Source organism: Ruminococcus bromii (assembly GCF_002834225.1).
In the GTDB taxonomy this organism is placed as follows: Bacteria; Bacillota; Clostridia; order Oscillospirales; family Acutalibacteraceae; genus Ruminococcoides; species Ruminococcoides bromii.
Genome location: NZ_NNSR01000072.1, coordinates 29,012 through 53,764 on the forward strand (window position 1 = coordinate 29,012; position 24,753 = coordinate 53,764).

Here is a 24,753-nt window from a genome sequence, read left to right on the forward strand (position 1 = left end):
AGTAGTTCGCAGATAATCTGTGATATTAATCGTCAGTACATACCGTTTTCGGTATCGGTTATATCTTAAAGGACAAGACTTTTATTGTAGGGTGAGTTGCACCTTGCAATAAGGGTCTTTTTTATTTACCTTTTTCAGTTGTCTGTATTCTGCAATCCGAACGGAGGAGAAAATTATGAAAAATTGGTATCAGTTGACCGAGAGCGAAACTCTTGACAAGCTCGGTGTCACAAGCGAAGGACTTTCGTCACAACAGGCTGACAGTCTTCTTGAGAAACACGGAAAAAATGTGCTTGAAGAAAGCAAAAAGAAATCTGTTTTTCAGGTGTTTTTAAGTCAGTTTGCCGACCTTATGGTAATAATCCTTATAATTGCGGCAATCGTTTCAATGTTTTCGGGAAGTGTTGAAAGCACAATCGTAATTTTTGCGGTAATCACACTCAATGCTATTCTCGGCACGGTTCAGCATGTCAAGGCAGAAAAGTCACTTGAAAGCCTTAAATCGCTTTCGTCACCCTCGGCAAAGGTAATCCGTGACGGAAGAAAAATTGAAATTGATTCAGAAAACATCGTTCCCGGCGACATTGTTGTGCTTGAGGCAGGCGATCTTGTTGTTGCAGACGGTAGAATAATAAATAACTATTCTTTACAGGTAAATGAGAGCTCGCTCACGGGTGAATCAACAAATATTGACAAAAGCGTGGCGGTAATTGAAAAGGAAGTTCCGCTTGCCGACCGCACTGATATGGTCTTTTCGGGCAGCCTTGTAACATATGGCAGAGCAATTGTTGTTGTTACGGAAACAGGTATGAACACAGAAATCGGTAAAATTGCTACACTTATGAATCAGGCAAAGAGCAAGAAAACTCCCCTCCAGCTCAGCCTTGATAAATTTTCGAGCAGACTTGCCGTTATTATTATGGCAATCTGTGTAGTAGTTTTCGGCTTGAGTATGTTCAACGGAATGTCGGTTCTCAACTCTCTTATGTTTGCCGTTGCACTTGCAGTAGCCGCAATCCCCGAGGCGCTCGGCTCAATCGTTACAATTGTTCAGGCAATGGGTACGCAAAAAATGGCAAAAGAAAATGCCGTTATCAAGGATTTGAAGGCTGTTGAAAGCCTCGGTTGTGTGTCTGTAATCTGCTCCGATAAGACGGGTACGCTCACACAGAATAAAATGACTGTTCAGAAAATCTATGTGAACGGCGAAAGTATTCTTGAGGATCAGCTCGACCTTAATATTGAAAGCCACCGTCATCTCCTTTACGATATGGTTCTAAACAACGATTCGAGTATCGTTGACGGAAAGGGAATAGGCGACCCGACCGAGTACGCTTTGCTTGAAACATTTCAGCATATCGGACTTGATGAAAATGTGCTTAGGGATGTTCTTACAAGGGTTGAGGAAGTTCCGTTTGATTCCGACAGAAAGATGATGAGCACAAAGTACAAAATGCACGGTGTAAATCATATTCTCACAAAGGGTGCGCTTGATTCAATTCTTGACCGTTGTGTAAGTATCGCAACAAAAGACGGTGTTCGTCCGATTACAGATGAAGATAAGGCTGAGATTTCAAGAGTTAACCGTGAATATTCCGAACAGGGACTCCGTGTTCTCACCTTTGCATATAAGGAATCTGATGAGGCTCTCACGGTTGACACAGAGAAGGATTATACATTCATCGGACTTGTTTCAATGATAGATCCTCCGAGAGAGGAGTCAAAACAGGCTGTTGCCGATGCAATCCGTGCAGGAATCAAGCCTGTTATGATTACGGGCGACCACAAAATCACAGCAAGTGCAATCGCAAAGCAGATTGGTATTTTCAATGACGGTGACATCGCAGTTACAGGTCTTGAGCTTGACGCAATGAGCGATAAGGAGCTTGACGAAAAAATTGAGAAAATTTCTGTTTATGCACGAGTTTCTCCCGAAAACAAAATCAGAATCGTTGAGGCTTGGCAAAGAAAAGGCAACATTGTTTCCATGACAGGTGACGGTGTAAACGACGCACCCGCTCTCAAAAAAGCTGATATCGGTGTTGCAATGGGTATCACAGGTACCGAAGTTTCAAAAGACGCCGCATCTATGATTCTTCAGGATGATAACTTTGCTACAATTATCAAGGCGGTTGCAAACGGACGAAATGTTTACCGCAACATTAAAAATGCAATTCTTTTCTTGCTTTCGGGTAATATGGCAGGCATTTTTGCCGTGTTGTTCTGTTCAATTATGGCTCTGCCCGTACCGTTTGAGGCGGTTCACCTTCTGTTTATCAACCTTCTTACAGACTCACTTCCCGCAATTGCAATCGGTATGGAGAAGCCCGAAAAAGACTTGCTCAGACAAAAACCCCGTGATCCGAAACAGGGAATCCTTACAAAAAGCTTTTCTGCTCTTATGCTCGGACAGGGTGCTTTGATTGCCGTTGTAACGCTCATTTCATTCTACATCGGACTTCAGACAAGTCCTGCCGTTGCAAGCACAATGGCATTTGCAACACTCACGCTTGCAAGACTGTTCCACGGCTTTAATTGCAGAAGTACACATTCAATCTTTAAACTCGGACTTTTTTCAAACACGGCAAGCATAGGCGCTTTCTTTATCGGAACATTCCTGCTCGCATTTGTATTGTTTGTTCCGTTTATGCAGCCGCTTTTCAGCGTTACCGCACTCACAGGCGCACAGGCAGGCTTTATAGCCCTCCTCGCATTCATCCCGACATTTATAATTCAGTTTGTAAAAGTCATTGTTGAAAATGTGAGAAAGTAAATTTAATAACATTGAACACGGCAGATTGATTTTGCCGTGTTCTTTTACTTTTATCGAATAAAATTCATTGACAAAGAAATAATAATGTAGTACAATGTACTATACAAGGAGGTCGGTATTATGGCATTCTCAATCAGATTAACAGAACAGGAAAAGAAAATAGCAGACAGCTATGCTCGGTTGCACTCAATATCACTCGGAGAGGCTTTTAAACAGGCTTTGTTTGAAAAAATCGAAGAAGAATATGACCTTGCCGTTTTTGATGACGCTTATGATGAATACAAAAAGAGCGGTGAAGAAAGCAGACCAATCTCTGATTTTTGGAAGGAACTTGACATATGAGTTATGTTGTAAGAACCACTCCGAGATTTGAAAAAGAATTTAAAAAACTCGACAGATATACTATGAAGATGATTAAAGCATGGATTGAAAAGAATTTATCGGGGTGTGAAAATCCCAGAGTGAAGGGAAAGGCTCTCACGGCAAATCGCAAAGGTCAATGGCGGTATCGTATCGGAGATTACAGACTGCTCTGCCTTATAGAAGACGAAGAACTTGTTATTCTTGCTTTGTCTATAGGTCACAGGCGAGAGGTTTATGACAACACTTAAAATTAAAAATACTTAAATAATCAAATTCGGTCATAATCTTTGAATAATTATGACTGAAAATTATTTAATTTGAATTATTTTGACTGAAATTACAAAAATTCCTTGACAAAGTTTGACAGGTTTCTTATAATTAAATCATAACATAATGTTTCACAGGGTATTACAGGATATACAAAAATAAGATTAAGAAGGGTGACAGAAATTATGAACATTTGGCACGACATTTCTCCAAAGAGAATTACAAAAGACAAGTTTTATGCCGTAATCGAAATTTCAAAGGGCGGCAAAAACAAATATGAGCTTGACAAAGAAACAGGTATGCTCAAGCTTGACCGTGTGCTTTTTACATCAACTCACTATCCTGCAAACTACGGCTTTATTCCGAGAACCTTTGCAGATGACGGCGATCCGCTTGATGTTCTTGTTTTGTGCAGTGAAACAATTCAGCCGATGACACTCGTTGAATGCAAGCCAATCGGTGTTCTCAATATGGTTGATAATGACAGCTGTGACGAAAAAATTATCGCAGTTCCGGTAAACGATCCCAACTACAACTGCTACAGCGACATCAGCGAACTTCCAAAACATTATTTTGAAGAAATTCAGCACTTTTTCCAGGTTTACAAGACCCTTGAGGCTGGCAAGGTTACTTCGGTAACCGAAACCGACGGTGTTGACAAGGCTAAAGAAATCATTGAAAAGGCTATCACAAGCTATATTCGTGATTTTCAGATGGCGTAAATTTATAAAGACCGCAAAACTAAAAGCTTTACCAAAAACGGTAAAGCTTTTTCTTTATTCTGATATTTAATTTAATTCTAAAAAGGAATATTATTATAATCCATTCCTGTATAATAAAAATACCGCAGGTTAAAGTTTAAAATCCTTAGCCGAAAAATCTGTTTTAAAAACCGTGACATTCGGCATACGCAATAACGGGTCATACTTAAATGATCTGCATTTTCCGTTCTTGACCTGCTTAGATTTTTTGCAGAACATAATATCGTTTTCAATTCCGCTGTATTCGCAATATGAACAGTTGACAGGAATATTCTTGCCAAACAAACTTTTTTTCATAATCAACACCTCTGAATGTATATAGTATAGCATTAACTTGATTATGTTTCAAGCATAATATTTTGTCGGATTTTATTTATGAAAATCAGAAAGGAACGCTTATGAAATTTTCTTCAAAAACAATGAAGCTCAACAACATTGATACAGTACCGTATCTTACATATAATTCTTTGTCAGAAATAAATTTTATCAATCACGCATTCACAACCCGACTTGGTGGTGTGTCAACGGGTGAATTTACATCAATGAATATGGCGTTTAACAGGGGTGACAATCCCGACAGTGTAACCGAAAATTACAAAAGATTCTGCAAAAGTGCAGGCTTTGATTATGAAAGCCTTGTAGCCTCGGCACAGGATCACCACACGGTTGTAAGAGCCGTAACATCTGCCGAAAAGGGCATAGGCATCTACAAGCCCCGTGATATGGAGAGCGTTGACGCTTTGATTACAAATGAAAAGGGAGTAACCCTCGTAACCTACTATGCCGACTGCACACCGCTGTTTTTTGTTGATACAAAGAACAAGGCAATCGGACTTGCCCATGCCGGTTGGAGGGGAACTGTCGGCAGAATAGGGGAAAAGGTTGTTGAGAAAATGACTGAGCTTTACGGTACAAATCCCACCGATATCAAAGCCGCAATCGGTCCCGCAATTTCAGTTTGTTGCTATGAGGTTGACTATCCATGTGCAGAACATTTTCTGAATCTTGCAGACCTTGACAGCTCAAAGTTCGTTTTTGAAAAAGGAAACGGAAAATATATGGTTGACCTTTTAGAAACCAACCGTCAGATTCTTACTGCTTCAGGTGTAAAGAATGAAAACATAACAGTTTCGGATGTCTGCACCAACTGCAACAGCGACCTCTTATGGAGTCACCGTGCCACCAAAGGTCACAGAGGTACAATGAGTGCATTTATGTGTATAAAATAAGAATAATATTTTTGCTTTTGCAAAGCAAAAGACGGTTATTGACCGCCTTTATATATCTGAATTTATCTTTCTGTTTTTTGCAAACCATACATCGTTTACCTTAAATTCTTTGCCGTTAAGGTAATTAAGAATGCCTGCATCGGTTTCAAAATTGAATTTCAGCTTATAGCTATAAAGCGCCTGATACTTAATGCTGTCGGGTGCTTTTTTGCCTTTGCCGTATTTTGTATCGCCCACAAGCGGATGACCGATTGATGCCATATGTGCTCTTATCTGATGAGTTCTGCCTGTTAAAAGTTCAACTTCGGCAAGGCTGAATTTGCCGTTGAAGTCAAGAATTTCATATTTTGTCTTAATTTCTTTTGAACCATCAACTTCATTTTTGAAAACAGTAACCTTGTTTTTACTTTCATTCTTGGTCATATAACCGTGAAGTGTGTCGCTGTCCTTTTTCGGCTTTCCGTATAAAAGGCAGAGATAGTATTTTTCAAGCTCTCTTGTTTTCATTTTTGCATTTAAAATTCGCAGACTGTCGGCATTTTTAGCCGCAATCACAATTCCGCCCGTGTTTCTGTCGATTCTGTTGACAAGTGCAGGCGCAAAGGCCTTTTCTTCATCGGGATTATATTCACCTTTGTCATAAAGGTAGTGCTGAACTCTTGCAACAAGTGAATCAAAGTGATAATTCTTGTCGGGGTGTACGATTATGCCCGGTTTTTTATCTATAAGTATAAGGTTTTCATCCTCATAAACAATGTCAAAGGTTTTCGGTGCTTTCATGAACTCATAGCTTTTTTGCTCCGATGCCTCAAAAAATTCGTCCTTAATATAAAAGGTAAGCACATCGCCCTCTTTGAGCATGGTCTGAATATCACACTTTTTGCCGTTTACCTTAATACACTTTTTCCTTATATATTTGTACATAAGCGACTTTGGCAGAGTTTTGAATCTTTTTTGTAAAAATTTATCGAGTCGCTGATTTGCGTCATTTTTTTTTATTTCAAGTGTTCTCATAATTTGTAAAATTCTCCGTAAAAGTTTCTTAGATTATCTTATATCAATTTTAAAAATAATTCAACTGCTTTTGCACACTATTTGATTTTGTGTATATTCTGGTATAGGGTGATACAGTGAATTGCTACAGACAGAGAATTAAATCCGCAGTATGCTTTGGATTGGGACTGCTGTGTGCATCACTTCTGCCGAGTGAATGGGTACTCGTCATTGCGGCAGGCGCACTCGTAGTTGTCAGTATTTGTTGTGTTCGGAGGTAAATTATGAAAGTTGTACTTATTGAGAAACCAAAATTCATATCGGCAATTTTAAGAAAAATTTACGGAATTAAAAAAGGGTGAAAATAAATCGGTGAAAGCAAACACAACATTTTCAAGTGCTGCCGGTTTGGTCGGCAGGTAAACAGTTGCCGTCGCAGTGCCTGTTTATAGCACCTTTTGCCGAATTACGATAATTTAAGACGGTATTGACTGTTCAGTATTAAAGAAAATGCCTTTCGCTTTTGCGAGGGGCATTTTTGCGTGCTTTTTCGCGGAATATTTATGTGTGTCGGTGTAATATTTTTCTTCCGTATGCAATATATTTAACTATAAAACATAAAGGAGAGAAAAATATGGAGTTTAATCAGGAGAACCGTTTGTTTTGCACACCGTCGGTTGTGCTTGACACGGTTGCCGAACAGCTTGCAGATGTTGATCTTACTCTGCCCGATTATTGTCCGGATATTGAAAAAATTCTGAAATGTACCCTCACACCCAAAATTCAAAGCAGGACGCTTTCGGGCGGTCAGCTTCAAATCGACGGATTCTGTACTGTGAATGTGATGTATGTGGAAAGCATAAATAAAAGCGTTCGCTGCTGCGAACAAAGCGTTAATTTTTCGCAGAGCTTTTCCGTGAAGGACGCTTCGGATAATCCGGTTATAATAACAAAAACCAAGTCGGAATACATAAACTGCAGAGCATTAAGCCCACGCAGACTTGTAATGCACGGAGCATTTTCTCTGTATGCAAAAGTATTTTCCAAAACTCAGACGAGCATTTTCACTTCGCCCGATAATATTGAGATATTAAAAAAGACGGTGTCTTGTGCCGACCTTAAATCGTTCTGTCAGGAGCAGTTTTCGGTATGTGAAGAAATCTCCGTAGGCGAAAAGCCCCGTATTGAGTCTGTCCTTCACAGCGATATAAGCGTGGGAGTTACCGATGCAAAAGCCGTTACGGGAAAGCTTATGCTCAACGGCGAGCTTAATCTTAAACTGCTGTATCTGACAAACGTTGAAAGCGGAGAAACGGGAAAGCTTGATTATCTTCTTCCGTTCAATAAGATTATTGACTGTGACGGAATTGACGAAAACACAATAAACTGCGTTTCCTGCGATGTTATGTCATATGACATAAGACTGAAAAACGATATGCTTTCCGAAAAGCCTTCCGTTATTCTTGATGTGAAGCTTTGCGTAACCGAAGAAGGTTACATTACCCGTGAAGAAGAGGTTGTATGTGACGCTTATTCCACAGACTTTTCATCACTGCCCGAATTTGAACAGCTTAAAATTACAGGAGAAGTTATTCCTCTGAACGAAGCTCATATGGAAAAACTGTCCGTGAAGGTAGATGACGGCAAAATTTCAAAAATTCTTGATATTTTTACCGATCAGATAACAGCCGAAGCTTCACACGATGACAGAGGTACGGTCGTAAAGGGCAAAATTAACATATGTATACTTGCTCTCAACGAGGAAGACGCGCCCGTGTTTATTGAACGCTCAGCCGATTATGAACATATCATTCCTAATAATGAATGTAACTGTGCAAAAATTTCAGGAGCACGCGCAGCAAGTATAAGCTACCGTCTTGCCGAAGATGATGTGATTGAAATCCGCTGTGAGTTGAAAATATGCGGAGCCGCTATTTCCGAAAACAGAATAAATGTTGTTAAAAATGTGAATGTTTTTGAGGATAAACCAATACCTCCCGAAAATTTTGCACTTACTTTATATTTTGCGAATAAGGGAGAAAAGCTCTGGGATATTGCAAAATCACACAATACAAGGCTTGGTTTGCTGCTTTCGGAAAATCCGGAGGAAAATCAGGTGCTTGAAGCCCCGAAAATGCTGTTGATTCCGAGAATATAGGGAGGTATAAAGATGGAAGAAAGAAATGTTTATCAGGACATTTCCCGAAGGACAGACGGCGATGTATATATCGGAGTTGTCGGCCCCGTCAGAACGGGTAAATCCACATTTATAAAAAGGTTTATGGATTCGCTTGTACTGCCGAATATTCGTGACGAGGCAGTCTATAAGCGTACCGTTGACGAACTTCCGCAGTCTGCCGCGGGAAGAACCATAATGACAACAGAACCAAAGTTTATTCCCGAGGAATCCGTTGAAATCAATCTTGGCAGCAACACAACCTTTAATGTCCGTATGATTGATTGTGTCGGATATATTGTGAACAGCGCCATCGGCTACAGTGAAGAGGACGAACCGAGAATGGTGAAAACTCCGTGGTCGAAGGATGCAATTCCCTTTGATGATGCCGCAGAAATCGGTACTAAAAAGGTAATTACCGACCATTCGACAATCGGTCTTGTTATTACAACGGACGGTACAATCAGCGATATTCCGAGAGAAGATTATATAGAAAGTGAAAAGCGCGTAATAAATGAACTCAAGGCAATTAACAAGCCGTTTATTATTCTGCTCAATTCAGTTGACCCTGCGGCGGACGAAGCAATCAATCTTTCAAATGAAATGACTGCAGAGTATAAAGTTCCCGTAATACCTGTAAGCTGTATGGAACTTGATGAAACCGAAATCAAAAGGATACTCGCACAGCTTTTGTTTGAATTTCCTATCCGTGAAATCAAGGTTGACATTCCAAGATGGGTTGTAAAGCTCGATAAAGACCATTGGCTGAAATCGGTTGTATTTGATTCAATAAAGAAAAATGCCGCAAAAATTGAGAAAATCAGGCAAATTCAGCAGGTGTTATCAGAGCTTGAACAATGTGAGTACATTACTTCTGCAAGGGTTACGAACCTTGACCTCGGCAAAGGCTGTGCCGAAATGGCTGTATCTATCAGAGGTGAACTTTTCTACAAGGTAATTTCTGAAGAAACAGGTCTTGAAATTACAGAAGAATACGAGCTTCTGAACTGTATAAAGACTCTTTCACAAAAACAAAAGGAATTTGACAAGATTGCTCAGGCTTATGAGCAGGTTCAGGAAACGGGCTACGGAATTGTTATGCCGACAATTGACGAACTTACCCTTGACGAACCGCAGATTATTAAGCAGAGCGGAAAATACGGCATAAAACTCAGAGCAAGCGCGCCGTCAATTCATATGATGAAGATATTTACGCAGACAGAGGTTACTCCGATTGTCGGATCGGAACAGCAGTCCGAAGAGCTTGTGTCTTATCTTCTCAGAGAATTTGACGAAAATCCGGAGAAAATCTGGGAGAGTAACATATTCGGAAAATCCGTCCATGAGCTTGTAAACGAGGGACTTCACAACAAGCTTTACAGAATGCCCGCCGACGCAAGGCGGAGAATAGGGGAAACCATTGAGAAAATTATCAATGACGGCTGCAACGGATTGATATGTATAATTCTGTAACGGTAAATAACAACAGAATTGCAAAGATTTAATTAACAAATAAATCAGCTAACGCAAAAATAAATTAGTAATATCGCCAAAAAAATATTCGCCCCATATTTGTTGTTGAAAATGCTTCGGGAATAAAGTATAATATTCCTATATGCAAATGACAAATATGGGGGTTGTTTTATGAATCTTTCCGATGTAGCTTTATTGGCTAAAGAGGAGCTTTCCCTTGCCGAAAAAGGTATTGCCTCTGCAAAAGTTGTTCTTACAGGTTTTGTTGTTGTATTCGCAATGCTGATTCTCTTGATTTTCATAATCAAGATTTACGGCGCAATTATTCAGAAAGCTCAAAATGCCGGCAAAAAGAGCAAAGAGAAAAAGGCTGAAACCGTAGCAGAAACTCCTGCTCCCGTTGTTGCCGTTCCTGTTGCTCCTGCTCAGACAGACGGTGTTTCCGATGAGGTTGTTGCCGTAATTTCCGCAGCAGTTGCCACTATGTACGGCTCTTCCGAAAAAGCAAGAATCAAGAGTATTAAAAAGTCATCAGACGGCGGTCGTTCCGCATGGGCAAAAGCCGGTGTACTTGATAATACCCGCCCGTTTTAAGGCAAAGTTTTAAGGGAAAGGATGTTATCTAATGGAAATTTTACAGGGCTTTGTAGATGCCGTTGTCGGTATCTTTGAAGACTCGGGTCTGTTAACTCTTAACTGGCAGAACTATGTAATGATTGGTATTTCAATCGTTTTGCTTTACCTTGCAATCAAAAAGCAGTATGAGCCGCTTTTGCTCCTTCCTATCGCATTCGGTATGCTGCTTGTTAATCTTTATCCGAGCATTATGGCTCCGCCTACAACACAGCTTTTGACAGAGGCTCAATGTACCGCACAGAATGTTGCGGTGTCGGGACATGCCAAGACGGTGATTGACGGAGTAACTTATATTGAGAATCCGACATACGGCGGACTTCTTTATTACCTCTATCAGGGTGTTAAGCTCGGCATTTATCCGCCTCTTATCTTCCTCGGCATCGGTTGTATGACTGACTTCGGTCCGCTCATCTCTAACCCGAAGAGCCTTATTCTCGGTGCTGCCGCACAGATTGGTATCTTTTTAACATTTACAGGTGCTATTTTCCTCGGCTTTACAGAGGCAGAGGCAGGTGCTATCGGTATCATCGGCGGTGCCGACGGTCCTACGGCTATTTATGTAACAACAAAGCTTGCTCCGCATCTTCTCGGTTCAATCGCAATTGCCGCATATTCATATATGGCTCTTGTGCCGATTATTCAGCCGCCTATTATGAAGGCGCTCACAACCAAAAAAGAGCGTTCGGTAGTTATGGAACAGCTTCGTCCTGTTTCAAAGCTTGAGAAGATTATGTTCCCGGTAATTGTTGTTATTATCATCGCAATCTTCCTTCCTGACGCAGCTCCGCTCGTTGGTATGCTTATGCTCGGTAACCTCTTTAAGGAGTCTGGCGTTGTTGAAAGACTCAGCAAAACAGCTCAGAACGAGCTTATGAATATTATCACAATCTTCCTCGGTACAACTGTAGGTGCAACTGCATCCGGTCAGAACTTCCTTACTCTTGACACAATCAAGATTATCGTTCTCGGTCTTCTTGCGTTCTGTATGGGTACTGCATTCGGTGTACTCTTCGGTAAGATTATGTACAAGGCAACAGGCGGTAAGGTTAACCCGCTCATCGGTTCAGCAGGCGTATCCGCCGTTCCGATGGCTGCCCGTGTATCTCAGAAGGTTGGTCAGGCTGAAAATCCCGGCAACTTCCTCCTCATGCACGCTATGGGCCCGAATGTTGCAGGTGTAATCGGTTCAGCAGTTGCAGCCGGCGTACTCCTTAATGTTGTAGGCTGATAACCGTAACTTAATAAACTATGATAAAGGAAGTCTTTACGGCTTCCTTTATTTTTGCTGTTAAAGAATCCGACAATGAAAAATTTGTATAATATCACAGAAATTATTTCAATTATTATTCTATGATAGAATTATTACACGGGTTATATAAGATATAATAATTAGTGAATATGTAAAACTGTGCCGTAAAACATCTTCTTTTTTGCTTTGCAGTACTGTTTCCTTATTATGAATTAAAGGGGCTATATAAATGGCAAAGAATGTAACCGTTCAGCGAATTGTCAGCGTCCTTTTGCACAGAGTCAAGTTTATTATTCTTGCCACTGTTGTAATGGGATTGCTGTTCTTTATGTACTCACGCTTTGTAATTGCACCGATGTACAGCACATCGACTATGATTTATGTTCAGAATTACAGTTCTGCTCAGCGTGATAACGCAAATACTGAGGCAACGACTTCGACAAAAACTGAAAGTGATTCAAAAAAGACTTCAAACGAAGAAAATCAGAAGATTTATCCTGCCGATATCTCTGCATCTGCAAACCTTGCTGAAATCTGTGTTACGCTCTTTAAAAACTCTGATGAGATGACAGCACTCTATGACGGATGCACGGTTAATGTTGATGTAACTGACGGTACTTTCTTTATTACTATTACCGTTGACGGTACCGATGCACAGAAGTGCGCCAATGTTGCAAATCAGCTTGCCGAAAAAGCTGCCGAGGTTTACAATTCAAAATTCAGCTACGGTCAGATCGGAACTCTCCGTCAGGCCAATGTTCCGCCGGCACCTTATGCGCCGAGTAATATGAAAAATATGCTCATCGGTGCCGCTATCGGATTTATTGCATCCTGCCTTATTTCAATTCTTATTGAACTTATTGATACAACTATCAAGTCAGAAGACGATATACAGGAAATTTACGGAATCCCCATATTTGCCGAAATTCCCGACTTTGATAACCAGGGTTAAGGAGGAACTATGGCTTCTAATTTTAAATTATTTAAAAAGAAAAACGACAGAAAAAATAAAGGACAAATTTTTTCTCTCTCCGACAAAAGCAAGTTTGCAATTGTTGAAGCCTACAAGGCGGCAAGAACAAATATTATGTTTTCACTTTCTGCAAAAGAAAAGAAATGCTTTGCCGTAACAAGCTATTCAAAGGGTGAGGGAAAAAGCACGGCTTCCGCTAACCTTGCAATTTCATTTTCAAAAATGGAGAAGAGAGTTCTTCTCATTGACTGCGATCTTCGCCGTCCGAATATTCATAATATTTTTAAGCTTGACAATAAGAACGGTCTTACCAATGTAATCGGTAAAATGATTGAGGTTGACGAGGCTGTTAGGCACGATGTTTTACCTAATCTTGATATTCTCCCTGCGGGTACTATTGCGCCAAACCCTTCCGAGCTTATGTGCAGCGCTCGTTTTCAGGAGCTATATAAGCAGTTTGTCAGGGAGTATGATTATGTAATTTTTGATACACCCCCTATCGGTGTTGTTGCCGATGCTTTGCTTCTCAAGGATTTGATTGCCGGTTTTGTTGTAGTTGTGCGTGAACGCTCAACAACTCACGGTGATCTTCAACATCTTATTGACAGTGTTAAGCTTGCCGACTCTACCATACTCGGACTTCTTGAAGTAGGCTGTACCTATGATTCAAAAAGAAGAAAGAAAGGCTATTACTATTACCAGTATTATTGATTTGTCAGATTCGCTGCTTTGTGCTGCAGCACGAAAACATCTAAAAGCTATATAAACAACAAAAAAATCACAGACTTGCAAACTTTCACCAAAAATGACTGTTGTGAGTCTGTTCTTTTTTGTGAAAATAAAAATGCAAGTTTGTAAAAAACATCTTGCATTTTTCTGCCGCATAGGGTAAAATGTATTAGAAAATTAAAATACATTTGCAATAATATTTTAAGGAGTTATTCAAAATGGGTTATCTTGATTTAAGTAAACAGGAACTTGAAAAAGAGTATAGCGTGCTTTCTAAAAGGTTTGAAGAAATCAAAGGTATGGGTCTTAGCCTGAATATGGCAAGAGGCAAGCCCAGCAAAGAACAGCTGGATTTTTCATTGCCTATGCTTGACACAATTAACAGCAAGTCTGATTTTATCGGCGAAGACAATATGGATTGCCGTAACTACGGACTTCTCAACGGTATTACAGAGTGCAGAAAGCTTTTTGCGGATATTCTCGGTGTAGATGCAGAGAATGTTATTGTAGGCGGTTCTTCAAGCCTTAATATGATGTTTGATACAATTTCATGCTTTATGACAGCTCCCGCTGTTGAGGGCTGCAAACCATGGTATGAAGTAAAGAACAGAAAATTCCTCTGTCCGGTACCGGGTTATGACCGTCATTTCGGCATTACTCAGTATTACGGCTTTGAGCTTATCCCGATTCCTATGGATGACAACGGACCTGATATGGATATAGTTGAAAAGCTCGTTTCCGAAGATGAGTCTGTTAAGGGCATCTGGTGTGTTCCTAAATATTCAAACCCTGCAGGAACAACTTACAGCGATGAGGTTGTAAAGCGTTTTGCAGCCTTAAAGCCTGCCGCCAAGGATTTCAGAATTATGTGGGATAATGCCTATTGCATTCATGAAATCAGCGACACGCCCGATGTGCTTCTCAATATTATGGATGAGTGCAAAAAGACCGGCAACGAAGACCTTCCTATTATGTTCTGTTCAACATCAAAGATTACTTTCCCCGGTTCGGGTGTTGCTGCGCTGGCTGCTTCTGAGAATAACCTTAAAGTTCTCCGTGAGAAATATAACTATGAAATCATCAGCTATGACAAGCTTAATATGCTTCGCCATGTAAGATTCTTCAAAAATTATGACGGCGTTCTTAAGCATATGGAAAAGCACAAGAAAATTCTTAAGCCTAAGTTTGACATCGTTCTTGATACACTTGATAAGGAGCTTGAACCCGCCGGTATCGCATCATGGAAAAAGCCGCACGGCGGATACTTTGTAAGTGTTGATGTATATGACGGTACGGCAAAGAGGACAGTTGCCCTCTGCAAGGAGGCAGGAGTTGTCCTCACAGGAGCAGGTGCGACATATCCTCTCGGTCTTGACCCCAATGATTCAAATATAAGAATTGCTCCGACATTTCCTCCGAACAGTGAGCTTGAAGTTGCAATGGATGTTTTCTGTACCTGTGCCAAGCTTGCCGCCTGTGAGAAGATTCTGAACAAGTAATCATCACTAGATTTTTTGTCTGTCAGTGCTTACTATGAAAGATTTTGTGCATTATTTATAACATTAGAATGTTTTTTTTGACAGATTGAATTCTTTTTTTATTAAATATTTCCGTATCCATTGACATTTTACAAAAATAATTCTATAATAACTCTGTTACGGTCTGTGGTTAGATGTTCGTGACAGAGTTATTTTGACTTTAGAGCAAAATAAAACCACAGCCAATTATTTAACGGAGGTTTCAAAGGCATGAAAAGAGTTCCAAAGCCTGTATTCTTTGTCGTAGCTTTGCTGATACTTGCCTTTTCATTTACTGCGATTTTTGGTATTTCCTACTACACCGGCGATAACAAAACAACAGTATTAAAAGGTATCAGCGACATACGATGGGGAATAGACATCCGCGGCGGTGTTGAAGCTACTTTCAAACCGGCAGGGGATGTTGACGCAACTGACGAGCAGCTTGAGTCTGCAAAGTCAATCATTGAATTAAGAATGGTATCTCAGGGTATCACGGATTATGAGCTTTATGCTGACGCAAAGAGCGACAGAATCATTGTTCGTTTCCCGTGGAAGGAAGATTCCGACCAGAACGCAGTTGAGGCTATTGAAGAAATTTCTTCAACAGCACAGCTTACATTCCGTCCCGGAGACGGTCATGAAACAACTGACATCGATTCAAACGGTGAATATGTTTACAAGACTCCTTCAGGTGACACGGCAAAAACAATCCTTATGGACGGTTCTTATGTTGAAAGTGCCTCAGCAGGTATGACAACAGACAAGACCACAGGTAAAAATTCCTATGTAGTTCAGCTTAAGCTGAAGAGCAGCGGTGACAAGAACGGTAAAGAGCGTTTTGCTGACATCACTAAAGAATATCTAAACCAGCAGGTTTCAATCTGGATGGATGATATTATGCTTTCAGCTCCTAAGGTTGAGGCTGAAATTACAGACGGCAACGCTGTTATTTCAGGTGACTTCACAGCTAAAGAGGCTCAGGACCTTGCATCAAAAATCAACGCAGGTGCTCTTCCTTTCCAGCTTGAAACATCAAACTATGGCACAATCAGTGCAACCCTCGGTGAAAATTCACTCATTGCAATGGCATATGCGGGTGTTATCGCATTTATCCTTATTGCAATCATTATGATTCTCTTCTACCGTTTGCCCGGTTTTGTTGCAGTTATCTCACTTCTCGGTCAGATGGGTCTTGCCATTGCGGCTGTATCAGGTTACTTCCCTGTATTCTCTTCATTCACAATGACGCTCCCCGGTATTGCTGGTCTTATCCTTTCAATCGGTATGGGCGTTGACTGTAATGTTATTACTGCCGAGCGTATCAAGGAAGAACTTAAAGCGGGCAGAACTCTTGACGGTGCTCTTGAAAGGGGTACAAAGAATTCACTTTCCGCTATCATCGACGGTAATATGACCGTTATTATCGTATCAATTATCCTTATGCTTGTATTTGGTCCTGCAAATATTCTCTCCATTATCTTCGGTGAGTCAACAACAGGTACTATCTACTCATTCGGTTACACACTTCTTGTCGGCGTAATCGCTAACTTTATCATGGGTGTATTCTGTACAAGAATTATGCTCAGAAGTGTTGCAGGCTTTAAGTTCCTGCGTAAAAAATGGTTGTTTGGAGGTGCTAAGAATGACTGATAAAACTCAGACAAAGGCAGTTTCAAAAGCCCCTCTTACAGACGAGGAATTTGTTAATAAGTATAACGGAGGCCGCAAGATTATTGACTTTGTAGGTCACAAAAAGATTTTCTTCGGAATTTCTCTTGCAATTATTATTATCGGTATCATCTGCAACTTTATTTTCGGTACACAGCTTGACATTCAGTTCTCAGGCGGTGCAACTCTTAAATTCAGCTACAGTGGTGAAATCAATCAGTCTGAACTTACTGATTTTATTCAGGTTGAAACAACAGAGGACAGAATCACTACAACATATGCTCAGGATCTTATGGGTGACAGCGGCACAACGGTAACTGTTCAGTTCTCGGGTAACGATTCAATCAAAACCGATATTCAGAAGAACCTTGAATCAGACCTTCAGAAGAAGTATCCGGACAATAACTTCAAATGTCTTGAATCAAATTCGGTTGATGCTTCAATGGGTTTCAGCTTCCTTCTCAAGTGTCTTACTGCTGTTGCAATTGCAGCCGTGCTTATGGTTCTTTATGTAACAATCAGATTTAAGAAAATCGGCGGTCTTTCGGCAGGTGTTATGGCTCTCGTAGCCCTCTTCCACGATGTTGCAATGATTTACTTTATGTATGTAATCTTCCAGATGCCGATTGACGCAAGCTTCATCGCAGTTGTTCTTATGATTCTCGGTTATTCGCTTAACGATACAATTGTTATCTATGACCGTGTTCGTGAGGAAAAGAAGCTTGTCGGAAGCAAAACAGATGTTGGCAAGATATTCAACCTCAGCTGTACAAAGTGTATTAAGAGAACAATTATGACTTCTGTAACAACACTTTCAGCTATTCTTGTTGTTTATGTTGTTGCCTGTGCGTTCAATATCACATCTGTTCAGGGCTTTGCTCTTCCGATGATTATCGGTATCATATCGGGTTGTTATTCTTCAATCTGTATCGCAGGTCCGCTTTGGGTTATGTGGCAGCGTCATAAAAAGGCAAAGAAGCTTGCCGCTAAAGCTGCATAAAACAGCTTTCGGATAAATTTATCCGATTCTGCAAATAATTATAAAGGGGTTGCATAAAGATGTTTTATGCAATCCCTTTTGTGTATTCTGTACTTTAAACAACTTGGAGCGATATATGAAAAAAACTGTTTCAATTTTTCTTTCTTTCCTGATAATTTGTGGCTTGTTTTCAATCTCCGGATGCGGAAAAGCTGAGAGCTTTAAGAAGTCTGACGGTAAAATCAGCGTTGTTACTACAATTTTTCCTTACTATGATTTTGTAAGACAGCTTGCCAGCGATAAGGCTGATGTCCGTTTGCTGCTTTCGCCCGGAAGTGATCCGCACAGCTATGAACCCACGCCGTCTGATATTGTTGCAATTGAAAATTGCGATATTTTTATCTATAACGGCGGTGAAAGCGATGAATGGGTTGACGGAGTACTTTCATCAATTGAAAACAAAAATGTCAAGGTGATGAAGATGATGGAGTATGTTCCTCTCAGACATGAACAATCTATGGATCATGACCATGAACACGACAGTCATGAAGATATGGATGATGATGACGAAGGTCACGATCACGAAGAAGGGGAGGAGTATGACGAGCATGTCTGGACTTCAATCAGAAATGCAGAGCGTATGTCTGCCTCAATCGCAGATGAGTTAATGTCAGTTGACAGCAAAAATTCTAAATATTACAATGACAGAAAAACAAATTACATTTCACAGCTTGACAGCCTTGATAAGAAATTTACCGAAGTTGCAAATAATAAAAAGCGTGACACGCTTGTTTTTGGCGACAGATTTCCGTTTCTCTATTTCGTAAGCGACTACGACCTCGGTTATGAATGTGCTTTCCCCGGATGCAGTCATGAAACCGAGCCGAGTACAGCCGTTGTTTCTCATCTGATTGATTTTACAAGAGAACACAATATACCCGTTGTGTTCTATCTTGAGCTTTCAAGCGGCAAAATTGCGCAGATTATTTCAGAAGATTCTTCCGCAAAGACGATGCAGTTTTCTTCGTGTCATAATGTTACAAAAGAAGATTTTGAAAACGGTGCAACATATGTTTCTGTTATGAAACAAAATCTTGAAGCACTAAAGGAGGCGTTATACTGATGTCACTTATTAAAATAGAAAATGCCTCGCTCGGTTATGAAGGCAAAACCGTTGTCAATGATATTTCGGTTGATATAAAAGAAAAGGATTATATCTGCATAGTCGGCGAAAACGGTTCGGGCAAAACTACTCTTATGAAAGCCCTTCTCGGACTTTTAAAGCCTTTGAGCGGTTCAATTACCTACGGCGACGGACTGAGGCAGAATGAAATCGGTTACCTTCCGCAGTCAAGCGATATTCAGCGTGATTTTCCTGCTTCTGTCAGCGAGGTTGTGCTTTCGGGCTGTCTTAACAAAAAACACACCTTTTTCTATTCTAAAGAGCAGAAAAAAACTGCCGCTGAGAATATGAAGCTCACGGGTATTTATGATTTACGCAAGAAGTGTTTCAGAGAACTTTCCGGAGGTCAGCGGCAGCGTGTTATGCTTGCAAGGGCTTTATGCGCAACACACAAGCTGCTTATTCTCGATGAGCCGGTGACGGGACTTGATCCAATGGCAATGGCTGATATGTATGCTCTCATCAAAAAACTGAATGAAAGCGGAATCACGATTATTATGGTTTCTCATGATGTAAATTCAGCGGTGAGCAATGCCTCAAAAATTCTGCACCTTGCAAAGAATTGGTATTTTTACGGTACTGCACATCAGTATCTGCATTCGGATGCCGGCAAACGCTTTATTCTCAGCGATTGTCCGTGTGATGAATGTCAGCACAGAGTTCACGGGGGTGCAAAAAATGTTTGATATGATTATCGAAATGTTTTCATACAATTTTATTGTCAGGGCATTTATTGTCGGCATACTTGTTTCTTTGTGTGCGGCTCTGCTCGGTGTTACGCTTGTTCTCAAACGCTATTCAATGATTGGTGACGGGCTTTCACATGTGGGCTTCGGTGCGCTTGCAGTTGCGGCGGCTCTCAACCTTGCACCGCTTGAAGTTGCTGTTCCTGTAATCATTATTGCGGCATTCCTGCTGTTAAGACTTTCCGAGAACAGTAAAATCAACGGCGATGCGGCAATCGCAATAATTTCAAGTACGGCACTTGCAATAGGTGTTGTATTTGTCAGTGTATCGGGCGTAAATACCGACCTCAACTCATACCTTTTCGGCAGTATTCTTGCCACAACAACAGCCGATGCTATTATGTGCGGAATCCTTGCACTTGTTGTAATCGTAATATTCATTTTGTTCTATAACAAGATTTTTGCCGTAACCTTTGATGAAACATTTTCAAGGGCAACAGGTCTGAAAACAGGTGTTTATAACACGGTAATTGCACTCCTTACGGCTCTCACAATCGTAATCGGTATGAGAATTATGGGTACTCTGCTTATTTCCGCACTTATAATTTTTCCTGCGCTTTCTTCAATGAGGGTCTGCAAAAAATTCAAGTCGGTAATTCTCTGCTCAGGTGTGCTTTCGCTCTGCTGTTTCTTTGTCGGTATGTGTGCGTCATATTTCTGTGACACACCGACAGGCGCAAGCGTAGTAATAGTCAATGCAGCTGTTTTTCTTATATTCTGGCTGATTGAATTTATCAATTCCAAAATTAAAAAGAATAATTCTGTGTAAGAATTACAAAATATTTTCAACTAACGGAAACTCGCTTTCTTTAATGGAGGCGAGTTCTTTTTTTGCCTGAACGCTTTCGGCAAAGTACATATCACGGTTCTGTTTTTGTGCAAATGCGGTCATCCTCGAAATGCTTATTCCTATTGCGTCAACATAATCGTGTATGAGCACGGTATCAATAAATTTTGCACTGTCATACCACTCTTCTTCTGTTTCTTTGCAAATTTTGAGAGCGTCGTCAAATTCGAGCCGACTCATCAGTCTGTCGGCGTGTTCGATTTTTGCAATGAACGAATCCGTCTTGCCCGAAATAAATCCTGTTTCAACCGAGGCAAAGCAGAGTGCCGCCAGAACAAGCGAAAGTGCAATGTAAATTCTTTTCATACTGTCATTCCTTTTTTATAATATTGTAATTTCCGAGTGCGTCAAGTGTCATCAGAAAAACATTGTTTTGCTTAATATTTTTCTTTTCGAGAATTTTCTTGACATAATCCTTTTCTTTTTCACACAGATTAAGAGAATTTTGAAGGATTTTACCGTTGCTGACAACAACCGTTTCAATTTTGTTGTCCTTGATTTTTAACCCGAAATCCTCGGCAGACGGCTGTCTTTTATCAGGCTTTTCGAGAACGCTTACTTCACCGTTGGTTTCAACAATGCAGTACTGAACATCTTCAATCGAAAAAATACCCTGTTGTCTTAGCTGAACGCTCAAATCTTCTGTTGTAAGCCGTAGCTTTTTCATTGCAGATTGCAGAATTTTTCCGTCTTTAATTACAATAACGGGCTTTCCGCACACAAGACTGCGGAAACCGCTCCACTTCATCATAATCACGCTTGCTGTAATTTCAAGAGCAACTAATATTGCAACCGGGATAACTCCGCTCAATAACGGTTGAGATGTGTTCTGCATAGGAATTGACGCAATATCCGATACTATCATCGTTATAACAAGCTCACTCGGCTGCATATCGCTTATTTGTCGCTTTCCCATAAGTCTGACTGCCAAAATAACAAAGGCATAGAGCAAAATTGTTCTGATTATTGAAATTATCATAACATCACCGTTACTAATATTTGCATAATTTGAGCCGATATACCGCAAAATAAAAAGCAGATATATTAAGACGGTGATTAAATGTATAATTCGTTAAAAGAAAATATTTCAGCTTTGAAGAAAATGTTCAAAAATTCGGCAGACTTTACGGTTCGTGAAATGAATCTAAAGGGACAATGCAGTATAAAATCCGCAATAATCACAATTGAGGGGATGTGCGGAAAAGATACGCTTGCATTGTCGCTGATCAATCCTCTGCTTGATTATTATTTTGAATGTCAAAATCCCGATGAAATTTTTGATACAATCAAAAATACCGTGCTGACATCAAGCGAGATTGTCGAGTTTACGACAATTGACGAGGCAATCAGCTTTTCAACATCAGGCTTTGCCCTGCTTGTTGTTGACGGCTGCAGCCGTATGCTTGCAATCGGAGCACAGGGCTTTTCGTTCAGAAGTGTTTCCGAACCTGAAAGTGAGGTGGTTCAGAGAGGCTGCCGAGAGGGTTTTACAGAACCGCTGAGAATCAATATGACTTTAATAAGACGAAGAATCAAAAGTCCCGACCTTGTTTTTGAAACCGTAACAAGCGGATACAGTTCAAATACGCAGATGATGATTTGTTACCTTCAAAACAGCGTGTCAAAGCAAATCCTTAAAGCAATCAGAGAACGGCTTGAAAACTGCAATCTTAAAATGATTCTTGCGTCGGGATATTTAAGCGAATATCTTGAAGATAACAGTTCAAATTCACTTTTTTCGGGGGTAGGAATTTCCGAAAGACCCGATACGGTCTGCGGAAAGCTATCGGAGGGGAGAGTGGCAATTCTGATTGACGGAACACCGTCGGTAATAATAATTCCTCATCTTTTTGTTGAAGAATTTCAGAGTGTTGACGATTACTCAAATCGTCCGTATTATGCGGCATTTATACGGATTTTAAAGTATATTTCATTCTTTATAGCTGTATTTTTACCGGGAATATACACCGCTTTTGCACAGTTCCATCCCGAATATTTTCCTACGGGTCTGCTCGTGAAAACCTCCGATTCATTATCTCAGACTCCATTGCCCGTAACACTTGAAGTTATTCTCATAACCTTTATCTATGAGGTTATGAGAGAGGCGGGACTGCGTATCCCAAAGCCGCTCGGACACGCTGTCAGTATTGTCGGAGCGCTTGTAATCGGCGAAAGTGCCGTCAGTGCAGGTATAATCAGCTCGTCAACCCTTATGGTCGTAGCAACTGCGGCAATTTGCAGTTATGTTACATCCGCACTCTATCCGCCTATTATGGTGCTGAGATTTTTCTGCGTTATCGCAGGCGGAATGTTCGGCTTGTGGGGAATAGTTCTGCTCACCTGCGGAGTACTTGTCAATATGTGCTCAAAAACCTCGGTCGGTGTGCCGTATATGTCATCGCTTGCTCCGTTTTCATGGAGAAGTATGCGTGATGTCTTTGTCAGAGCAGATTGGAAAAGTCTTTCAAAGCGCACAATCAAGGTTCAGAAATTTCCCGAAACGGAGGAGATATAATGCAGTCTAATATAACTTTTCCGTCAAAAAGACTTATGCTTTCGCTGTTTGTATGTTCTGTACTTCCAATATTGTTAATGGGGCGGAGCTTTTTGCAGAGTGACAATATTTTTTCAAGTCTTGTGTCAATCGGATTCGGAATATTTTTCACGCTGTTGTGCTTTGTTCCTTTTTATTCGATAAAGCACAGAACAAGACTTGATTTTTCAGCCTTTGCAAAAAACACATCGCAAACGGGCTTTTTCTTTGTTTCTTCATATTATTGTATGTATTTCACCGTGATAACCGTTTCTTTTCTGATTAGATTTTGTGATATGTTTGTTTCGGGTGTTAATCCCGATGCTGACACAAAGGTGATTGCCTTTCTGATACTTTGCATTTGTGTTTACGGTGCGTCAAAGGGGGTAAATCCGCTTTCAAGAGTCAGCATTTTTGTGTTTGCGTTTCTTATAATTGCATTTGCAGTGATATTTTTCGGCAATATAAAATCTTTTGAATTTGCACCGAACAGCACCTTTGTAACACCCGATTTTTCAAATATTCGGAGCAATGCTGCAGACTGTTTAATCTTTGCGTTTCTGCCTGTAATTTTTGGATTCAATTCCACAAGCACCAAAAATCTGTCGATAAAACAACCTGTAATTACAACTCTTATTATATTCGGCACATTAATGTTAACTTTGTTTTTCACCGATTTTGTAACGGGTGCATATTCGGCACAACAACCGTATTCTGTTCAGCTATTGTCAAAAACCGCTTATTTCGGTGATATGAAGGGCTTTGACAGCTTTTATCTTGCCGCTGTAACAGCTTGTGTATTTGTTTTTGTAACAGCGGTTCTCATCAGCGTTTCAAACTGCATTGTAAATACATCTTCAAAAAGAACGCTTGTTTTTGTTTCGATAATAGCTTTTATAATGTTTGTTTTGTTTGTTTGTGCAGATAGTTATAATGCTGTAAAAGAATTATTGTTGAACAATATTTTTCTGACTGCACTCAATTTTATTTCCGCACTTCTGATTCCGGCAATCTGTCTTTTTGCGTATAGGAGAAAGCTGTATGATTAAAAAAATATTTTTACTGCCGATTATGGCAATTGTTCTGATTTTAGGCGGCTGTACAAATTCAAACCGAATTGACACCTCATCACTGGTACAGACTGTTACCGCTGAAAATAAATCCGGCAAAACCGTATATAATTTCTATCTGCTGAAGAACTGCGAAGATGTGCAAAGTGTTTCGGTTGAGGCTGACAGCCTTGAAAAAGCCGTAATATTGGCAAAGAAAGCCTATATCCCAATGCTTACGCTTTCAAAGCTTGAATTGTATCTTATAGACTCAAATCTCGGAGAAAAAAATCTCAAAACAGATATAAATTATATTTCAAAAGCAAGCAAAATTTCACCTTTAACTTATGCAGCCTTTTCGGATACAAAAACATTGCAACTTTTTTCAAAAGATAAAGAGGCATTAAGAAAAGTAAAAGAACACATTGTTCATTTAAAGAATAATGAAAAAGAGCTTTCGGTGACATCTTTATCCATATTTAATAATTTTAAGGGTAAAAATAACGGCTATTTGAGTATTTGTTATATTAGTTCCGAAAAAGAATTAAAAGCAGACATTGTTAAAATAGTAACATAAAAATGAGAAAATTTTATTTAAAATTGAAA

Annotated in this window: 26 protein-coding genes; 22 read left to right on the forward strand and 4 right to left on the reverse strand. The window is 40.1% G+C overall.

Going from position 1 to position 24,753, the window contains the following annotated elements; genetic code table 11:
• The first annotated feature begins 175 nt into the window (after nt 1-175).
• The 4 genes from RBATCC27255_RS08120 (at nt 176) to RBATCC27255_RS08135 (ending at nt 4,125) form a co-directional block, all read left to right on the forward strand.
• On the forward strand, nt 176-2,773 hold the full coding sequence (locus RBATCC27255_RS08120) for a cation-translocating P-type ATPase (protein WP_101029523.1): 2,598 nt from the start codon (nt 176-178) through the stop codon (nt 2,771-2,773).
• 120 nt (nt 2,774-2,893) lie between these two features.
• Nucleotides 2,894-3,115 carry a type II toxin-antitoxin system RelB family antitoxin gene (gene relB, locus RBATCC27255_RS08125; protein ID WP_101029524.1) on the forward strand — a complete coding sequence of 74 codons (222 nt, stop codon included), beginning with the start codon at nt 2,894-2,896 and terminating at the stop codon, nt 3,113-3,115.
• Nucleotides 3,112-3,384, forward strand: coding sequence for a type II toxin-antitoxin system RelE family toxin (locus RBATCC27255_RS08130; protein WP_101029525.1), 273 nt, complete (start codon nt 3,112-3,114; stop codon nt 3,382-3,384). The genes relB and RBATCC27255_RS08130 overlap by 4 nt, the downstream gene beginning before the upstream one ends.
• A gap of 204 nt (nt 3,385-3,588) precedes the next feature.
• Nucleotides 3,589-4,125: an inorganic diphosphatase gene (locus RBATCC27255_RS08135; RefSeq protein WP_101029526.1), complete on the forward strand. Its 537-nt coding sequence runs from the start codon at nt 3,589-3,591 to the stop codon at nt 4,123-4,125.
• Nucleotides 4,126-4,254: 129 nt separating this feature from the next.
• Here the strand turns inward: RBATCC27255_RS08135 and RBATCC27255_RS08140 are convergent, their stop codons facing one another.
• On the reverse strand, nt 4,255-4,461 hold the full coding sequence (locus RBATCC27255_RS08140) for a hypothetical protein (RefSeq protein WP_101029527.1): 207 nt from the start codon (nt 4,459-4,461) through the stop codon (nt 4,255-4,257).
• A gap of 62 nt (nt 4,462-4,523) precedes the next feature.
• Between RBATCC27255_RS08140 and pgeF the strand changes: the two genes are divergently transcribed.
• The gene (gene pgeF, locus RBATCC27255_RS08145) at nt 4,524-5,393 is read left to right on the forward strand and encodes a peptidoglycan editing factor PgeF (protein ID WP_242958618.1); all 870 of its coding nucleotides are present in this window, start codon (nt 4,524-4,526) and stop codon (nt 5,391-5,393) included.
• Between the two features lie 48 nt (nt 5,394-5,441).
• Here the strand turns inward: pgeF and RBATCC27255_RS08150 are convergent, their stop codons facing one another.
• A complete protein-coding gene (locus RBATCC27255_RS08150) occupies nt 5,442-6,407 on the reverse strand; it encodes an RluA family pseudouridine synthase (protein WP_101029528.1) in 966 nt (321 codons plus the stop codon).
• A gap of 116 nt (nt 6,408-6,523) precedes the next feature.
• Here RBATCC27255_RS08150 and RBATCC27255_RS10490 point away from each other — a divergent pair, with 116 nt between their 5' ends.
• The 14 genes from RBATCC27255_RS10490 to RBATCC27255_RS08215 all read left to right on the forward strand — a co-directional run bounded on the left by RBATCC27255_RS10490 (nt 6,524) and on the right by RBATCC27255_RS08215 (nt 20,487).
• Nucleotides 6,524-6,667, forward strand: a complete 144-nt coding sequence (locus RBATCC27255_RS10490; protein ID WP_169923304.1) for a hypothetical protein — start codon at nt 6,524-6,526, stop codon at nt 6,665-6,667.
• Between the two features lie 3 nt (nt 6,668-6,670).
• On the forward strand, nt 6,671-6,748 hold the full coding sequence (spoVM, locus tag RBATCC27255_RS10780; RefSeq protein WP_101029637.1) for a stage V sporulation protein SpoVM: 78 nt from the start codon (nt 6,671-6,673) through the stop codon (nt 6,746-6,748).
• 272 nt (nt 6,749-7,020) lie between these two features.
• Entirely contained in the window at nt 7,021-8,544 is a 1,524-nt protein-coding gene (locus tag RBATCC27255_RS08160; protein WP_101029529.1) for a DUF3794 domain-containing protein, read from the forward strand.
• Between the two features lie 12 nt (nt 8,545-8,556).
• Nucleotides 8,557-10,035, forward strand: a complete 1,479-nt coding sequence (gene spoIVA / locus RBATCC27255_RS08165; protein WP_101029530.1) for a stage IV sporulation protein A — start codon at nt 8,557-8,559, stop codon at nt 10,033-10,035.
• Between the two features lie 171 nt (nt 10,036-10,206).
• Nucleotides 10,207-10,629 (forward strand): OadG family transporter subunit, encoded by a 423-nt coding sequence (locus tag RBATCC27255_RS08170; RefSeq protein ID WP_101029531.1) that lies wholly within the window; start codon nt 10,207-10,209, stop codon nt 10,627-10,629.
• A 31-nt stretch (nt 10,630-10,660) separates the two neighbouring features.
• Nucleotides 10,661-11,899 carry a sodium ion-translocating decarboxylase subunit beta gene (locus RBATCC27255_RS08175; RefSeq protein WP_015524068.1) on the forward strand — a complete coding sequence of 413 codons (1,239 nt, stop codon included), beginning with the start codon at nt 10,661-10,663 and terminating at the stop codon, nt 11,897-11,899.
• Between the two features lie 250 nt (nt 11,900-12,149).
• Nucleotides 12,150-12,872 (forward strand): YveK family protein, encoded by a 723-nt coding sequence (locus tag RBATCC27255_RS08180; protein ID WP_101029532.1) that lies wholly within the window; start codon nt 12,150-12,152, stop codon nt 12,870-12,872.
• Between the two features lie 9 nt (nt 12,873-12,881).
• Entirely contained in the window at nt 12,882-13,604 is a 723-nt protein-coding gene (locus tag RBATCC27255_RS08185; protein WP_101029533.1) for a CpsD/CapB family tyrosine-protein kinase, read from the forward strand.
• Nucleotides 13,605-13,840: 236 nt separating this feature from the next.
• Nucleotides 13,841-15,121, forward strand: a complete 1,281-nt coding sequence (locus RBATCC27255_RS08190) for an aspartate aminotransferase type Ic (RefSeq protein ID WP_101029534.1) — start codon at nt 13,841-13,843, stop codon at nt 15,119-15,121.
• A gap of 249 nt (nt 15,122-15,370) precedes the next feature.
• Nucleotides 15,371-16,792 carry a protein translocase subunit SecD gene (gene secD, locus RBATCC27255_RS08195; RefSeq protein WP_101029535.1) on the forward strand — a complete coding sequence of 474 codons (1,422 nt, stop codon included), beginning with the start codon at nt 15,371-15,373 and terminating at the stop codon, nt 16,790-16,792.
• Nucleotides 16,785-17,810: a protein translocase subunit SecF gene (gene secF, locus RBATCC27255_RS08200; RefSeq protein ID WP_101029536.1), complete on the forward strand. Its 1,026-nt coding sequence runs from the start codon at nt 16,785-16,787 to the stop codon at nt 17,808-17,810. The genes secD and secF overlap by 8 nt, the downstream gene beginning before the upstream one ends.
• Before the next feature lie 115 nt (nt 17,811-17,925).
• The gene (locus tag RBATCC27255_RS08205) at nt 17,926-18,912 is read left to right on the forward strand and encodes a metal ABC transporter substrate-binding protein (RefSeq protein WP_101029537.1); all 987 of its coding nucleotides are present in this window, start codon (nt 17,926-17,928) and stop codon (nt 18,910-18,912) included.
• Nucleotides 18,912-19,658: a metal ABC transporter ATP-binding protein gene (locus RBATCC27255_RS08210; protein ID WP_101029538.1), complete on the forward strand. Its 747-nt coding sequence runs from the start codon at nt 18,912-18,914 to the stop codon at nt 19,656-19,658. The genes RBATCC27255_RS08205 and RBATCC27255_RS08210 overlap by 1 nt, the downstream gene beginning before the upstream one ends.
• Nucleotides 19,651-20,487, forward strand: coding sequence for a metal ABC transporter permease (locus RBATCC27255_RS08215; protein WP_101029539.1), 837 nt, complete (start codon nt 19,651-19,653; stop codon nt 20,485-20,487). The genes RBATCC27255_RS08210 and RBATCC27255_RS08215 overlap by 8 nt, the downstream gene beginning before the upstream one ends.
• A gap of 3 nt (nt 20,488-20,490) precedes the next feature.
• On the opposite strand, the gene RBATCC27255_RS08220 is transcribed toward RBATCC27255_RS08215, so the two are convergent.
• On the reverse strand, nt 20,491-20,871 hold the full coding sequence (locus RBATCC27255_RS08220; RefSeq protein WP_101029540.1) for a DUF4363 family protein: 381 nt from the start codon (nt 20,869-20,871) through the stop codon (nt 20,491-20,493).
• A 4-nt stretch (nt 20,872-20,875) separates the two neighbouring features.
• Entirely contained in the window at nt 20,876-21,544 is a 669-nt protein-coding gene (locus tag RBATCC27255_RS08225; protein ID WP_101029541.1) for a DUF421 domain-containing protein, read from the reverse strand.
• Between the two features lie 81 nt (nt 21,545-21,625).
• On the opposite strand from RBATCC27255_RS08225, the gene RBATCC27255_RS08230 reads away from it, so the two are divergent.
• The 3 genes from RBATCC27255_RS08230 to RBATCC27255_RS08240 are packed head-to-tail and all read left to right on the forward strand — an operon-like array spanning nt 21,626 to nt 24,724.
• Nucleotides 21,626-23,080: a spore germination protein gene (locus tag RBATCC27255_RS08230; RefSeq protein WP_101029542.1), complete on the forward strand. Its 1,455-nt coding sequence runs from the start codon at nt 21,626-21,628 to the stop codon at nt 23,078-23,080.
• On the forward strand, nt 23,080-24,147 hold the full coding sequence (locus RBATCC27255_RS08235; protein ID WP_101029543.1) for an SLC5/6 family protein: 1,068 nt from the start codon (nt 23,080-23,082) through the stop codon (nt 24,145-24,147). The genes RBATCC27255_RS08230 and RBATCC27255_RS08235 overlap by 1 nt, the downstream gene beginning before the upstream one ends.
• Nucleotides 24,140-24,724 carry a hypothetical protein gene (locus RBATCC27255_RS08240; protein ID WP_101029544.1) on the forward strand — a complete coding sequence of 195 codons (585 nt, stop codon included), beginning with the start codon at nt 24,140-24,142 and terminating at the stop codon, nt 24,722-24,724. The genes RBATCC27255_RS08235 and RBATCC27255_RS08240 overlap by 8 nt, the downstream gene beginning before the upstream one ends.
• Nucleotides 24,725-24,753 lie beyond the last annotated feature (29 nt).